General features: G+C 52.7%; 12 protein-coding genes. 2 read left to right on the forward strand and 10 right to left on the reverse strand.

Annotated features, from left to right (window positions below):
• Window positions 1-7: 7 nt before the first annotated feature.
• From JRG72_01485 to JRG72_01505, 5 genes are all read right to left on the reverse strand, one after another.
• Window positions 8-691 carry a corrinoid protein gene (locus tag JRG72_01485; GenBank protein ID MBW2133893.1) on the reverse strand — a complete coding sequence of 228 codons (684 nt, stop codon included), beginning with the start codon at window positions 689-691 and terminating at the stop codon, window positions 8-10.
• Between the two features lie 56 nt (window positions 692-747).
• Window positions 748-2,292, reverse strand: a complete 1,545-nt coding sequence (locus JRG72_01490) for a trimethylamine methyltransferase family protein (GenBank protein MBW2133894.1) — start codon at window positions 2,290-2,292, stop codon at window positions 748-750.
• Between the two features lie 70 nt (window positions 2,293-2,362).
• Window positions 2,363-3,157 carry a dihydropteroate synthase gene (locus tag JRG72_01495; GenBank protein ID MBW2133895.1) on the reverse strand — a complete coding sequence of 265 codons (795 nt, stop codon included), beginning with the start codon at window positions 3,155-3,157 and terminating at the stop codon, window positions 2,363-2,365.
• Window positions 3,158-3,179: 22 nt separating this feature from the next.
• Window positions 3,180-4,643 (reverse strand): trimethylamine methyltransferase family protein, encoded by a 1,464-nt coding sequence (locus tag JRG72_01500; protein MBW2133896.1) that lies wholly within the window; start codon window positions 4,641-4,643, stop codon window positions 3,180-3,182.
• Window positions 4,644-4,664: 21 nt separating this feature from the next.
• Window positions 4,665-5,345 (reverse strand): hypothetical protein, encoded by a 681-nt coding sequence (locus JRG72_01505; GenBank protein MBW2133897.1) that lies wholly within the window; start codon window positions 5,343-5,345, stop codon window positions 4,665-4,667.
• A gap of 1,038 nt (window positions 5,346-6,383) precedes the next feature.
• Here JRG72_01505 and JRG72_01510 point away from each other — a divergent pair.
• Window positions 6,384-6,857, forward strand: a complete 474-nt coding sequence (locus JRG72_01510) for a 23S rRNA (pseudouridine(1915)-N(3))-methyltransferase RlmH (protein MBW2133898.1) — start codon at window positions 6,384-6,386, stop codon at window positions 6,855-6,857.
• A gap of 48 nt (window positions 6,858-6,905) precedes the next feature.
• Here the strand turns inward: JRG72_01510 and JRG72_01515 are convergent, their stop codons facing one another.
• The 3 genes from JRG72_01515 to pdxA form a co-directional block, all read right to left on the reverse strand.
• On the reverse strand, window positions 6,906-7,124 hold the full coding sequence (locus JRG72_01515) for a NifU family protein (protein MBW2133899.1): 219 nt from the start codon (window positions 7,122-7,124) through the stop codon (window positions 6,906-6,908).
• A gap of 108 nt (window positions 7,125-7,232) precedes the next feature.
• Window positions 7,233-7,952, reverse strand: a complete 720-nt coding sequence (locus tag JRG72_01520; GenBank protein MBW2133900.1) for an SIMPL domain-containing protein — start codon at window positions 7,950-7,952, stop codon at window positions 7,233-7,235.
• Between the two features lie 47 nt (window positions 7,953-7,999).
• The gene (gene pdxA / locus JRG72_01525) at window positions 8,000-9,046 is read right to left on the reverse strand and encodes a 4-hydroxythreonine-4-phosphate dehydrogenase PdxA (GenBank protein MBW2133901.1); all 1,047 of its coding nucleotides are present in this window, start codon (window positions 9,044-9,046) and stop codon (window positions 8,000-8,002) included.
• Window positions 9,047-9,331: 285 nt separating this feature from the next.
• On the opposite strand from pdxA, the gene proC reads away from it, so the two are divergent.
• Complete coding sequence (gene proC, locus JRG72_01530; GenBank protein MBW2133902.1) at window positions 9,332-10,156, forward strand: pyrroline-5-carboxylate reductase; 825 nt, start codon at window positions 9,332-9,334, stop codon at window positions 10,154-10,156.
• A 230-nt stretch (window positions 10,157-10,386) separates the two neighbouring features.
• Here the strand turns inward: proC and JRG72_01535 are convergent, their stop codons facing one another.
• Entirely contained in the window at window positions 10,387-12,972 is a 2,586-nt protein-coding gene (locus JRG72_01535; GenBank protein MBW2133903.1) for a S8 family serine peptidase, read from the reverse strand.
• Between the two features lie 746 nt (window positions 12,973-13,718).
• Entirely contained in the window at window positions 13,719-15,008 is a 1,290-nt protein-coding gene (locus tag JRG72_01540) for a poly(A) polymerase (GenBank protein ID MBW2133904.1), read from the reverse strand.
• Window positions 15,009-15,120 lie beyond the last annotated feature (112 nt).

Genomic DNA, 15,120 nt, shown 5'->3' on the forward strand with positions numbered 1-15,120 from the left:
TCCTGAGTTAAGTTTCAAGGGTTTTCAATTTATCAAGAGCCTGGAAGGCATCTTTGCAATAGGCGTCAGCCCCGATCTGTTGGGCAAACTCCGCTGAGGTGGGTGCCCCGCCAATCAGGACCTTGACCTGTTGGCGCAAACCTTCATCTTCCAGTCTCTGCACGACATCCCCCATGACCCGCATGGTAGTGGTCAACAGGGCCGAGAGTCCGACATACGGGGCCTGATGTTCTCTTACGGCCTCCAAAATTCGCTCCACCGAGACATCGGTGCCTAGATCGATGACTTCGTAGGCCGCACCCTTTAACATAATGGCCACGATATTTTTGCCGATGTCGTGCAAATCACCAGCCACTGTAGCAATGATAAATTTGCCTTTACTCTTGATGCCGGCCTTGATCAGGTGCGGAGCCAGCATTTCCATGGCCAGCCCTACGCATTCGGCCGAGGCCAGCATGTCCGGAATCAGATATTCATTGCGCTCGAACTTCTCGCCGACGATCTCCATGGAGCGGGTCAGAGCCCCTAAAACGATGTCTTTGGGATCAACGCCCTGTTCCAGGGCTTCTTGCATCAGTTCGGTAACCGCCGGTTGGCCTTCCAATCCGGGGTCAAAGCCTTCGTCTCCCGCTTCCAACCGGCCCTGAATCACATTGAACGCGATTTTCTCTATCAGTTCTTGACTACTCACTGAACTCTCCTCTTCATAATTCATAACTTTCGGTTGTCGGGCTTGGAAATTCATGATTAATCTCCTTTGAACTTCTTAAGGTTCGGTAGGAGACCCGGGATCTCATCGAAAATAGTTTCTACGGTGGGCTGATCAAGATGAGGAGTGGCTTGGGCCTCCAGTTGGGTCAAATAATTGAGAGCGTTTTCAATGACCTTGTCTTCCATGCCTTTGGCTTCAAACTGATACGGACTGGAGATTTCGCCTCGGTGCATGGCCTTGCGGGTATGACGGGTAAAGAGCCGATGGCCGGAGGCCATGACCTTTTTGACCATCTGCAAGGCGTCCTCCACGTCATCCGCCCTTACTTTGGGTTCTCCCAGACAATGCTTGATCTTACCGATCTGTTCATTGTCCAGCACCGCTTGCAAAGGACAGAAGCTGTTGGTCCGATCCAACAGCCCAAAGGCATAATGAATGTATTGTGCTCCGGTCATGGCCATATACAGGTGGGTGAAGAGCTTCTCAAACAGCGCCTGCATGCCCGGCACCTTGGCATCGCCGACCCCGGCAGTGGAATAGCAGGGGATTTTGTAATAACGGGCCAACTGCACACAGTCGATATTATACTGATTAAATTCTGGGCAACCGTAAAGATCGTGCAGATCGTCCAATCGGGCCCGGACCGGCACACTGCCATACAACACCGGGGCCCCGGCTTTGATCAACTGGGTCAGGGTAATACCGACTAAAATTTCGGCATTGATCTGGGCTACCATCCCCGCTTCCTGGATAGGAGCCGAGGACCCACCTTGCGGCGAAGAAGAGATTACCAGGGGCAGGCCTGCCTCCACGATGGCGAATACTTTTTCGGCAGTGTCATCGACGATCTGCAGCGGGCTTTTGAACACACAGGCGATAAAGGAAATGAGAGGGTTTTCCCGCAGTTCCTGTTGACCCCCGGCGATGATTTCCGCCATCCGCACTACATTCTTCAAGGCTCCTAGGTCAGTCAGTCCCGCCTGCACGTGTTTGGTAATATTATTGAGGCTGGCAAAAAACTTGTTGACATCATGGTTGGTGGTAGTAATCCCCGGATCTTGAATATTTAAAGGCCGGATGAAAAAATCCAGATGCTCTAATTTATCGCACAGACTGGCCGCCCGACCGAGCAGCTCGGTGGTGCCCCGGAGTTCCTGATAGCGAGGTACCCGCACCTTGGTATGGTTGTCCTTGAGGCTGACAAATTCTTCCACTTCGGTTTCGATCCAGACATTGGACTCCGAACCAGAGCCGAAATAGACCCGGGGCACTTCGGCATCGAGCATTAGCCGGTTCTCCGACTTTCGGGCCCCCAATACCAGCGCCGACGGCGCCATGGCTCTGGCCTCCTTGATCAGGCCGGCCGGAAAACTTATGCGCCAGCACCGATGGCCGGTGGTTTGTTCTTCCCAAACCTTGGCCCCATGGCCCTTAAAAAGCTGGGTGGCCCGTTCGTTATAGCACCAGACCCCCGGGTCGGCGAGAATATGCAATGAAGCCTCATCCAGGCGTTTCACCTGCTCCAGACTAAGACGCTCATATGGTTTGACTAGAACCCCGGCGCGGAATGTGTCGATCACTTAAAACCTCCTGGGTAAATGATTATGGTGGGCCCGCTTATCAACGAGTTTTGACAATTAAAATAGCTGATTAGTCCCGAAAGGCCCGCAGATAGCGGCGGCAGCGCCGATCCCGGCCCACTAATACCTCTCCGGTGATAACTGCTTCCCTCAAGGCCTGATCCAGAGGATCGACAATGGCGGCATCCATTCCGGCATAGAGGCACATATGCATAAAAGCAGCGTTAATACGACTGCGGGCCGGCAGGCCAAAAGAGATATTGGACAGCCCCACCACCGTCTTGGCCGCCGGATACTTTTCTTTGATCGCTCGCACCGTATTGAGGGTGGTCAAGCCATAGCTGATATCGGTGCTGATTGGCATGACCAGGGGGTCAAAGAATATGTTTTGCTGCGGCACGCCGTTCTGGTCGCAGGCGGCCACGATCTTCGCCGCAGCCTGCAATCGATCCTCCACTGTCCGGGGGATACCCGATTCATCCATGGTCAAGGCGACCAGCAACGCCCCATATTGAGCCGCCAGCGGCACGATTTTTTCCAGACTGGCCTTTTCGGCCTTGGTGGAATTGATCATCCCCGGAGCATGGTTTAAGGCCTGCAGACCGGCTTCCAGGACCATGGGGTCAGCACTGTCCAGGCATAGCGGCCTGTCCACCTGTTCCTGAATGGCGGTTACCGCCCATTTAATCGATTGCACTTCGTCGGCCTGAGAGCCAACCCCAGTACCCACGTTGATATCAATAAAATCGGCTCCGGCCGCGGCTTGTTTCTGAGCCAGGGCGACCAGAGCTTCTGTATCGCGCTGCTGGATAATCTCTTTAATGGCCGGCAGGGTAGCATTAATCTTCTCGCCAATGATTATCATATTAATTATATTCCTCCAGACTTTAAGCCATGATCTCCGCCCGCAGGCCGGGTGTCTCTTTCCTGATCTGTTCCTTTATTTCGGGTGGCAAAACAGATTGCACCGGCTGATCGAGAATCTCCCGGACCTTTTCAGTAGCCCGAGCCTGGGTAGTTTTCGCCCCGGCCGCTTGCCACTGTTCCCGGCTGTCGCGATTGCTCAGCCTGGGGTGATATTGCTCGTTCCGCATATGACGCCGGGTATGACGGGTGGAGACAAAATGACCTCCTGGCCCCACTTTCTTGAGCAAATCAAAGGCCAGGGTTTCATCATCAACCCGGATTCCTTCCACAGCCCGCATCACCATGCCGATGATTTCGTTATCGACCGCCAACTTGTCGTAAGAGGCTGTCATACAAAATTCCAGGAATCCTGCCGCGTCATGGATTAAATTGCCGCCGGCCAAAGCCACCATCAGGCTGGTCAGGGCCGATTCATAGCCCGCCTGGGCATCATTGACCTTGGCGTCCGACATTCCGGCGGTGGAATATAACGGTAGCTTGTAAAATCGGGCCATTTGCGCCGCCGCGGCGTTCATCAGCCCCATCTCAATAGCTCCGGAAAGATACTTCATGTCGCGCAGATCAGTTATGGATGAGATGCAGCCATAAAGCACTGGGGTACCGGGATTTACCAGTTGGGTAAGCATAACCCCGGCCAGGGTATCGACACTCTGGACCACCAGATTACCGGCCAGGGTAATCGGTGCGGTGGCCCCACACAGCGGTTCGGTGGGCACCACCACCGGAATGCCCTGGCGGGCGATCTCCATGGTAAGTTGACCATAGCTTTCATCCAGTTTAAAAGGGCTGATCGGACAGGTCACCATGGAGATAAAAGGCCGCTCCTGGAGTTTGGTATGGGAACCGGCGATGATTCCGGCCATTTTAATGACATCTCTGACCCCGGCAACGGTGTAGACCCCGCCCATGACATGCTTGCGGGTGTGGTTAAGAGCAGCTCCGAAACGGTTGACGTCTACCTCTTCCACCGGCAGATCATTGGGATAGACATTGAGCATATAGAAATGGATATTGTCCAGGGCCTCCACCAAGCGGGCCATATGCATGACGTCGGTTAATTGAGACCGGCGGCAGCCGTTGTCTCCGGGGTCCTGCACATTCAGAGCAGTGCCCCCGGTTCCCAGATAAACTCTATGGCCGCCGATTTCACAGTCTAAATCGCCGCTTGCGTCTCGACCACAAAGTTTGACTACCGATGGAGCCTGGGCAATTAGGTCCTCCACCAAGTCAGGAGGTATTTTTACCACCCGGCTTGATTCATCAACCGCGGCCCCTGCTTTTTTAAAAAGTTTCCGGGCCTCAGGAAAATTGACCTGCACGCCGATTTTGGCAAAAACCTTTAAAATGGTTTGGTGAATCTGTTCAATGTCGTTATCACTTAAGGGCTTGTACTGACCTCCTAATAATCCCCTTCTTACTTTCAATGTCACCTTCCTCTCTGGCTGTTAGATTCTGCGGTTCGGACAATCAAATTTGTTGCACTCCAGACAAGGATTGTACGCGCTTCGATCTTTGCCGTCGGGGCAGGGATACAGTCCAAACACCCCGGAAATCGACTTGCGGGGTTGCATCAGACAGGAGTCAGATAATTCTACGCCGATTTTCTTGAAATCTAACAGCTTAAAAAGCTTTTTCTGTTCGGTTACCGGCCAGTCGCAATAGCCCGGGCTGAATCTCAGGGTTACCAATTTATCCTGTGCCTGATAATGCTCACCCATGTGGGATTGGAACTGCTCCACCAGGTTCTCCACCATGACCGAACCCATGGCGTCCAACAGGTAGGCCTCGGCCAGGCGTTTTTGTCCCATCAGTCGGTTGATCTCCTTCTCAATGCCAGAGCCGATAGTAGCCAGAAAACAAACAATTTCTTTGCTGTGGCGGAGAGTTCGGGAAAGTTTGGGACTCCTCAGCCGGTAATGTCCGTCCAGATGAACGACCCCGGTGGACACCTTTTTCAACCTATGTTTCTGGTAAACTAATCGGGGTTTGATAATCTGCCGGCTTCTTTTCTTCCAGTGCTTCAATTTTTTGGTGAGCGAGTGTGAAGAAATACGACCTTGGCGGCTGCCCAAAAGTCTGGCCAATTCAGCCGGTTCCAGATTTGGTTGAATTTCTATCAAAGGCATAAACCCTCCTTTTTGACCTCTCCCCCCTGTGATCCTGAACCAGGGATAAGAATCGATATTCTTTTTTTCCAGGAGGCGTTTGGCGTTCTGTAGCCCGAAGCAGAACGGCGGTAAGCGCAATGTTAAACGGCAGCCAGATTTAACTTAAACCAAAGTACATAACGTTTTTTGGTTAGCAATAGCTTAGCTTCTCCGGTTTTTCCTTTTAAACAATTTTACCAGTAATATTAGCAGGTTGTGCCATTTACCGGCATGACGCACAACCTAAGGAACATTTTGGGTTATTATTAAGTTATTGTAATTATAGTAAACTTTTGGTTATAAAGAAGGCTACGACAGGGATGGAAATTCTAATCACCTTCGTTCATCTCCCCTGGCGAGGAGAAGGCAAGGAGTTAGAAAAAAAATTCAAAATAACAAATTACATATTTTTACCCCCGGCATAGCCCCCTTCCCTGGAAGGGGAAATTGGCCTTCCGTTTCCACGATACCTAACCTCCTGGAATATCGTCAGAAAAACAACCACACTGACAAGCAAAGTTGCATTTTTTCTGATAACATAATAAAGAATGTTTGTCAAGGTTAATGCATAGATCTTCAATTAACTCGGAATGTTATGCCACAGGCTTTGCAGCCTGATAAAATATGGGCTGGCCAGGCCCATATTGGTAACATTCATTATAGTATTATAACCTTGTTATCTACAAAATTGTTGTCGGGCAAACTGAAAATTAACTAAAAACAAGTAATATTAATTATAACTCTGGTTGTTTAGTATAGAATTAGATTATAGTACGATTTTAATATTAAGCTAAAAGTAATATTACTAGTTAGAAAAGCATTGACCAGGTTTTGGGCAGGATATTAGCCTGCTGCAAGCTTTCAGGGTTTATTTGACTTTTATCCTATAATCAGAGATACATTATTTTGAGAGGAGGGACGGGGGACGGGGGGTCCGTTTCCGGCCTCCTTTTGAGAAAAGAAATCGGCAGCGCCGCACCAAGGGCGGCAAGAACATTCTCCTGGGGGCTAGGACTTATGCTTCAGGTGGTTATCCTGATGGTCGGCAAAACTCGAACCGGTTTTGTACAGGAAGGGATGGCTCTGTACCTGAGGCGACTCCGCCCCTATCTTAAACTATCGCTGGTGACGGTGCGAGAAGAAAAGCCGTATGCCGGCTTGGCCGCTGATCTGGTCCGCGAACGGGAAGGGGCGCGGCTGTTGGCCAAAATACCCCGGCCGGCCCGGGTCGTGACCCTGGAAGTAGAAGGGGAGCTGATGACTTCCGAGGGCCTGGCTAATTGGCTGACGGCCCATGAACAGGATTCTTCCGCCCCCGTGGTCTTTGTGTTAGGCGGGCACCTGGGGTTATCACCGGCCGTAGTAGCGGCGGTTGATCACCGCCTTTCCCTGTCCCGCTTCACTTTTACCCATGAACTAAGTCGTCTCCTGCTTCTGGAGCAACTCTACCGGGCCATGACCATCCGGCGTGGGCATCCTTACCACCTGTAAATTTTTTAGAGGGGGCTGCCAAGATTCTGACTTAGAAGCCCCCGGAGATCAAACTGCCTCTACGGCTTTGACCCCTGGAACTTCCTGGACCAACAGCCTCTCAATCCCATGCTTCAGGGTCATCTGGGACATCGGACAGCCTTTGCAAGCGCCGGTGAGGCGGACTTTGACAATCCCGTCATTGACATCGATGAATTCGACATCGCCGCCGTCCCGCTGCAGTAAGGGCCGCACTTTGGCCAAAGCCTTTTCAACTAGCTCTCTCACTAACTGGTTCCTCCTGGAAACTTCTTTAAAAAAAATTGACTTTTAACATAACCACGATTTTTAGAAATGTAAACCCCAGGGGCCATCACTTTTTTTAACCAGAAAAAGTTATTCCAACTCATAAATGGCCTGGATCCGGGCGCAAATTTCCTCTTCGCCGACTTCAATGGGGGTTTTGGGGGCGGCCTTCTCAGCATAGGCAATGGCCTGGCGGGGCATTGGCGAGGGTCGCCCTGATACTTCGGTGGATACCTGGTAAAGGCGTTTAACCTTGAGGTGTTCGGCCTGGGCCAAGGCCTCAGCCAGGCGCCGGGCCTGAGCCAAGGCCTGGAGTGCCGCCTCCCGGGTTAACTCTTCCAACCGGGAGTACTCCCAATAAGGGCCGCGCATGCTGGTAACTTCATTTTGTAGGCCTAAATCAATGATTTCCCCGATCCGGTTAACATTTTTTAATTTAACCCGAAAGCAGTGCCGGGCCCGATAACCGGTAATTTTGGAGGGCTCCTCGCGCTTGGGGTAAGTATAGATCGGACTCACGCCATAACTCATACTCTGGACTGATTCCTCCCCGGTCAGAGCGTTTTTCATCACAGACAGAAATTTTTCGGCCCGACGGGCATTTTCCTGGGCGGCTTCCTGAGCCTTGGGGGCCTCGGTCTCGATCGTCAATACCAGAGTGGCCACATCCGGTCGGGCCAGAACATGTCCTATACTGTGAATCCGGGCGGTACGGCGATCGTTTTTGATTTCTTGGGCATTGCCCATTGTAGTGGATAGGCCGGTAAGGATTAGACAACCACCCAAAACCAACAGGACTTTTTTCCACATAATGTTAGTCTCCTTGCCTTTTTAGAAATTCTCAGGTTTTTATGGCCTCAGCTTCTCGACGGTTCACTTCTTTGAGTGCCTTCCATCTTTGCCCGGTTACGGGCAATCAGGGCCGCCAGGCGGATGGCTGCCTGTAGACTGCCAGGATCGGCCCGGCCAGTGCCGGCCAGATCATAGGCAGTGCCGTGATCTACTGAGGTCCGGATTATTGGCAGCCCCAGGGTGATATTTACCGCTTTGCCAAAATACAATAATTTCAGAGGGATCAGGCCCTGATCGTGATACATCGCCACCACCGCATCAAATTCGCCCCGCTGTTGCCGGACGAACAGGGTATCGGCCGGGAAGGGGCCGCTGGCTGGGATTCCTGCGGCCTGGGCCTGACGGATAGCCGGAGTGATAATGGCCGCCTCTTCAGTGCCAAAGAGGCCGCCCTCGCTGGCATGGGGATTTAAGGCTGCCACCCCGATCCGGGGCTCGGTCAGGGCGAAATCGGTCTTCAGACTCCGGTAAGTCAGCGCCATCAGGCGAATTAAATCATTGATATTCAGCCGGGAAGCAACCTCCACCAGCGGGCAGTGGATGGTGGCCAGCACCACCCGGAAGCCGTCCCCGGCCAGCATCATGGCCATGTCTTGAGCCCCGGTGCGCTCGGCCAATAACTCAGTGTGGCCCGGATAATCATAACCGGCCAGATGCATGGCCGCCTTGCTGATCGGCCCGGTAACTATCCCGGCCACCGCACCGCTCTGGGCCAGATCAACGGCCCGCAGGATGAACTCTACCATTCGGGCCCCGCCGGCCGGAGTTGGATGCCCGTATACTAGATCCGTCGGGGACAACTGCGACAGGGCCAAAACGTCGATGACTCCAGGCTGATATTGCCCCTCCCGGGGGTGGCCCACGGTCCGCCGGCGCAGACGAGGAGCGCACAGGGACAAGGCTCGTTCCAGGGCCAGGAGATCGCCGATCACCAGCGGTTGACAGATCTGGTAAATTTCCGCCTGCCTCAAGGTCTTGACGATGATCTCCGGCCCGATGCCGGTCACATCTCCCATGGTGATAGCTAGCCGCGGCCGCGATCTAGAGTTCATGACTTATCCCCCCACGACTGGACAACTTCGGCCCCCGGACACCGGTAAAGTTTGATGAGCATGTTTGACCTCTTGAGAAATATTAAGGTTTAATTATAGCTTAGATCTCTCCCTCCATAAAAAAAATTCTGGTCTAAACCATGTCGAGCCTGGTCATAACCTTAATAGCGTTGGGTTATCTTGGCAGAAAATGAAATTCACCTTGCCACCTGCAAAGGTAATTAATAATATAGCCGCGTGGGGGAACAAATCGACCAGAGCGCCCCAGCCGGGAGGGATGATGTCATGGAAACAGAAAAAAGGTTAGGGATTATCGGGGTGGGGAATATGGGGGAATCGCTGCTCAAGGGCTGGCTCAAGGCCGGTCTGACCGAGCCGGAGCTGATTAGGGTTTTTGATCTCTCCTCGGAGCGCCGGAAAATGGCCCGGCAGCAATACGGGGTGCAGATTGCCACCGACAACCTCGATCTGGTTCGCACGGCGGAGATCTTACTGCTGGCCGTCAAGCCCCAGGGGTTGGCCCAGGTATTGGCCGAAATCCGCCCCCAGGTTAAGAAGAGCCATCTGGTCATCTCCATCGCCGCCGGCATCCCCATCAGTTTTTTGGAAGAATTTCTCCCCACAGCCAGGATTATCCGGGTGATGCCCAACACCCCCACCATGGTGCAGGCCGGGATGGCGGCCCTGGCCCCGGGAAGCCGGGCCACCGCTGATGACTTGCAACTGGCACTGAAGCTTTTTCAAGCAGTAGGGGAGGCCGTGGTGGTGGAAGAAAAACACCTGGACGCGGTTACCGGCCTGAGCGGCAGCGGCCCGGCCTATGTTCTGGTGTTTTTGGAAGCCCTGGCGGATGGCGGGGTCAAAATGGGTCTGACTCGGGAGACCGCCCTGCTGCTGGCAGGCCAGACCTTGCTGGGCGCCGCCCAACTCGTGTTGCAATCCCAGAGGCATCCCGCCCAGTTAAAAGACTCGGTGACTTCGCCAGGCGGTACTACCATTGCCGGCTTGCACGTGCTGGAACAGGGGGCCTTTCGGGGGCTGGTGATGAGCGCGGTAGAGGCCGCCACCCGGCGGGCCCAGGAACTGGGTCAAACCGCTCTCAATCCTTAACAACCAATTGTTTTTAGCCCCAATCCATTTGTTCTTGTGATGAAATAATTGAAAATGGTTATATCAGTGTCTCCCTCCAGGGCAGGCATTATACCGTTAAGGTTTACCTCCTTGCCACCCGGAGCGATTCCGTTGCGAGAAAAAAACCTGCCATCCCGCGGGCGGGATGGCAGGTGCGCTAAAATTAAAGCTGAATTTTAGTCCTGGGTTAAGAGGCCTTGCCCCCAGGGTTAAGGCTTCCGATAGGACCAGACATTATTAGAAAAGTTCCAGACCTGCCAATCATATCCGCCCAGGACATAGATTTTGCCCAAATACTTCCCGGCCAGCGGGGTATAGAGCCCTTGCTGGCCATAGAACTCCGTGGTCCATTTGCCGGCTGCTATATACTCCCCGTCGTTGCGGCCGTAATAGCCATCACCGGCCCCGTGTAAGCAGCAGACCTTGCCGGACAGTATGCCTGCCGCCCCACCACGCTCATTATTCATGTTGGCTTTGGAAGACCAGGTATTGGTGTCGGCGTTATACACCTGTACCAGATTTTGCTCAGATCCAAAGTATTTACTGGTAAAGCCGCCCAGGACCCAGAGGTTTTTGCCTAAGCGCACCCCGGCGGCATAGGCAGCTTTATTGGGGAGATCAGCTTTTTTGGCCCAGGTATTGGTGGCCGGATTATAGACATAGGTGGTCTTTATTACAGCACCATTTTTATCCTGGCCGCCAAAGACATAGAGCTTGCCATTGTAGCTGGCCATCGCGGGCTGCATTACCTCGAACGGGAAATTACGGCGACTGGTCCATTTGCCGGTGGTGGTATCGAAAACCTGCAATTTTTTATAGACTTCACCAGTATCCCAGTCCAACCCGCCGAGTACGTAAATCTTGTTGCCGATCGCCGCGGCCCCGGCATTGGTCACCGTAGTGGGGATCATCCAGCCGGAATCGATCACTGCCCGTTTGGTCTTCAGGTTGTAGCGCTCTACTAAGCCGGTCTGGCCCCAGTAGGTGCCGCCGCTGATGATCCACACATTTTGGCCCACCTGAGCGCTGCAGCTCCAGCCATGCCCCAGGATGGTATGGCCGGCAATTTTCCCTATATTGATGTTGCCGAAACAGGCCCCCCGCGACGTTCCCCCGGAGGTGGTCACCTGCAAGCGCCCGAATCCCTTGGGAAGGCCGCTCGGCATCTTGGCGACGATCTTGGTATTGGTCCAGCTGACAATGGCACTACCTGGGAAGGCGGTCCCCTTAAACTTCAAAGTCCCTTTGGTGGCGCCAAAACTGATCCCAACGATGGTAATTTTATCGCCGATGCAGGCTTTGTTGGGGGTCACCTGGAAGATGGCCGGATCATTAACTTTCCCACTCCACATGGACCTGTTGACATTCAGACGTCCTTCAGTAAGGCAGCGCTGGCCGAAGTCGGCCCCTTTGCCACTCTCGGCGCCGTTCAAGATCAGGCCTTTGATCTTCTTATAATTAAGGGTAGGCCGGCGGGCCCAGACCAAGGCACAGGCCCCGGCGACATGCGGGGTAGCCATGGAAGTGCCGCTGAGCTTGCCATAGGGGGTGGAGTAACGCATGGGAAAGGTACTCCAGATGTCCACCCCGGGGGCAAACAGGTCCGTGCTGTAACAGCCATAGTTGCTGAACGAGGCCTTCTTGTCATTATGATCCGAGGCATTGACCGCAATGATGTTGTGCAGCACCGAGTTGTAGGACGAGGGATAATGAGGATAGACATCGGTATCACGGTTGGAATTGCCGCTGGCCGCCACAAACAGCACCCCTTTATTGCGGGCCGCTTTAATGGCATCAAACAGGGCCGTGGAATAGCCGCCGCCGCCCCAGCTATTGCTCAGCACCATGCGCGCGTATTTTTCCCGGGTCTTCATGGCCAGGGCGTAATTGATGCACTCGATGGCATCGTCAGTATAGCCGCTGCCGCCGCTGCTCAAAAACTTGAGGGCCATGATCTTGACCCTCCAGCAGACGCCGACCACCCCGGTCTGATTATTACCGACCGCCCCGATGGTGCCGGCACAGTGGGTCCCGTGATAATGGTCGTCCATGGGATCGGCATCATTATTGTAAGTATCAATCCCATAGACGTCGTCGATATAGCCGTTGCCGTCATCATCTTTACCGTTGGCGGGGATTTCCTTGGGGTTTTTCCACATGTTGACCTTCAGGTCCTCATGGTTGTAATCCACCCCGGTATCGATGACCCCGACTATGACATTACCGGCCCAGGTCTTTTTGTTCCAGGCTTCCGGGGCATCGATATCAGCATCGGTGGTTCCACCGGTCTGACCGGTATTATGCATCCCCCATAAATCATTAAAACGGGGATCGTTGGGGGTTTTATTGATAAATTGCTTATCCGGAAAAGGCCGAATCTGCACCTGATCAGCATAAACCTCATAGTTGGGCTCAGCATAATCCACTGCGCCGCTGCGGTACAGGGACTCGATGGCCTCTCCCACCGCCATGGTCTGGGGAATTTTCACCTTCAGACAGGCGATAAAGGGATAGACTTCCTCCACCGTACCCTGAATCTGGTGCAGGGCCTGATGGGCTTGTTCGGGCAGCATGGCTAGAAAACTGGCGTCGCTGGCCGGGCCCACAGTTTTTCGGGGGGAGACCTGTTTGAACTTAACCAAGACTTCCCCCGGAGCAAACTTTACTGATGCTTTGGCCGGTTGCCAGCCTGTGTTTACCTTGGCCTTGGTTTTGGCCTGGAGCCCATCTACTGCACCTAACAGGATTAGCCCCAGCGTCATCATTACAATCAGCGGAAGTGATTTCTTGGCCATGCTTTGCCCTCCCTCTTATTGGTTTGATATTAGTTAAGTGATTTCATCAACATCCTTAACCTTATTTGGCCATAAAAATATATACCACTAAAAACTAGCATTAACAAGTTTAAAGTTGGTGTCGTCTTTTGAGCTATACTTTTATAAGCCTAGATGCCCCAATAACTCACCTATTCTAAATTTTAAACCTAATGTTTGATTAATCGAACATTTTCGATCAAAGCAACGGTATTAAGCTAGCCATGTCTGCTTTATAGAATCAATATAATTCAACTAGTTAAACAGATAAAAATTAAACTTGCGACTAAATACGAGCAAATTTTATGCCAGTCATAAGTGGCCTTGAGAAACTTAAAGACCAAATTTTCTTGTCAGGGGAGCAAAATATTAAAGGCGTCCCCATTAGTAATACTTAGGTTAAAAATTTAACCTAGTATTATTAGGTCAAAAAATAACTGAATCGGGGGCAAAAAGCGGCCCCTCTTCCCAACCCCCTTCCCCAAACCCTTAAAGACGGGTTGGGAGGGGAGATTGAGGGAGAGGGCGAAGGGCCGGCGGCCCCCGCCCTCCCCGCAAATTAACCTTTTAAATTCTCCGAATGATAACTTGTTAAAAATAATCAAACCCTTCCAGCCCTAATAAATGTCGCCCCCGACATTATATTATAATCCGGATAGGGAATAATATTCTAATCTGAAATAAATAATTTAAGTCAGGTTGATGGCTGGATTTATGGTGGCGCCACTTCAAGTCTTGACCGAGGGACCTGGCTTTTTGCGGAAAGGCGGACGAGCATTACGTCGTCGACGGCGCTTTCGTGGAGGCCGTTTAGTGTGCAACTGGAGCTTACTTTGGCTGGGGAAAAGTTCCTCCAGGGTGGCGCGGGGGGAGGCCTTTTTGATGCTGTGCAGCAACCAGGCTTCCCCAAAGCAGGCCCGTCTCTTGAGCTTGGGGGAAATACGGCTTCCCTGATCCAGACTCTGAGTCAGAGACTTTTCCGTAGCCAGCAACAGGCAGACCTCCTCTCGACGACCGCGGGAGAATTCCAGGCTGCTCAGCGAATCCATGACCTTTTCCTGAACCCAGGTGCGATAATCCCCGGCTTCCGAAGAAAAGGGTAAGAGATCCAGGTAAGGGGTAAATATAACGGCCCAGAAGAAAGCCTCACTGAGAGGATATTCAGCCTGGGTTAATTTATCCACCTGGTTAAAAAGATGCAGCCAACCTTGCCGGGCCTGAGACTTGGATGGTTGCGAAGCAAGATCTGGTTCCCAGGCCGGAAAGATCGCTTCCAATAGGCCGCTATCGATCATTAATTCGATGAATTGCCGAGCCGCGCCGCTCCGAAAGTCCTTGAGTAATTCATCCCGCACCCGGGCCGGGGCACAGACCCGGATCAGATGGCGCTGGTTCTGGATCTCCGCCCAAACCTCGGAATCAATAACGAAGCCGGTCCGAGCGGCGTGACGCAGGACTCGCACCATGCGTACCGGATCGCGTCTTAAACGGACTTCGGGCGGGCCGATTACCCGAATGCGGCCCTGGCGGAGGTCATCCAGACCGCCGACGTAATCCACCACGGAAAAGTCGGCAATATTATAAAAAAGACCATTGATGGTGAGGTCCCGACGTCGGGCATCTTCAGCCGGAGTCCCAAAGGTATTGTTGGGGGCCAACACCTCTTCGGCCGAGTCAAATTCGGATTGTTGGCGAAAAGTAGAAACCTCTACTACCTTGCCGCCGCGGAAGAAAACCTGGACTAGCCGGAAACGGCGACCAATAATCCGGCTATTGCGGAACAGGCGGCGGATGGTTCCAGGATGAGCGTCGGTAACTACATCAAAGTCCTTGGGCTTTTTACCCAGCAACAGATCCCGTACGCTCCCTCCGACCAGAAAGGCCTTGTAACCCTGGTGGTGAAGACGATATAAGACCTTGAGAGCTTCTAGATCAATCTGAGCCCGGGAGATGGAATGGTCCGCCCGGGGAATAATTTTGGGTTCAGGGCAGTGAGGCTGGATATGACAAATAGACATAAAATGGGGTCCTGGCAATTCGGGTTTTCCGCGGTTTATTTTAATATATCATTTTTCTTCAATAATTGTATCTATTCCGGTGAGTCCGGTAAAAATTTCAGATGGATCAGAT

The organism is Deltaproteobacteria bacterium (genome assembly GCA_019309545.1).
Classification (GTDB): Bacteria; Desulfobacterota; Desulfobaccia; order Desulfobaccales; family Desulfobaccaceae; genus Desulfobacca_B.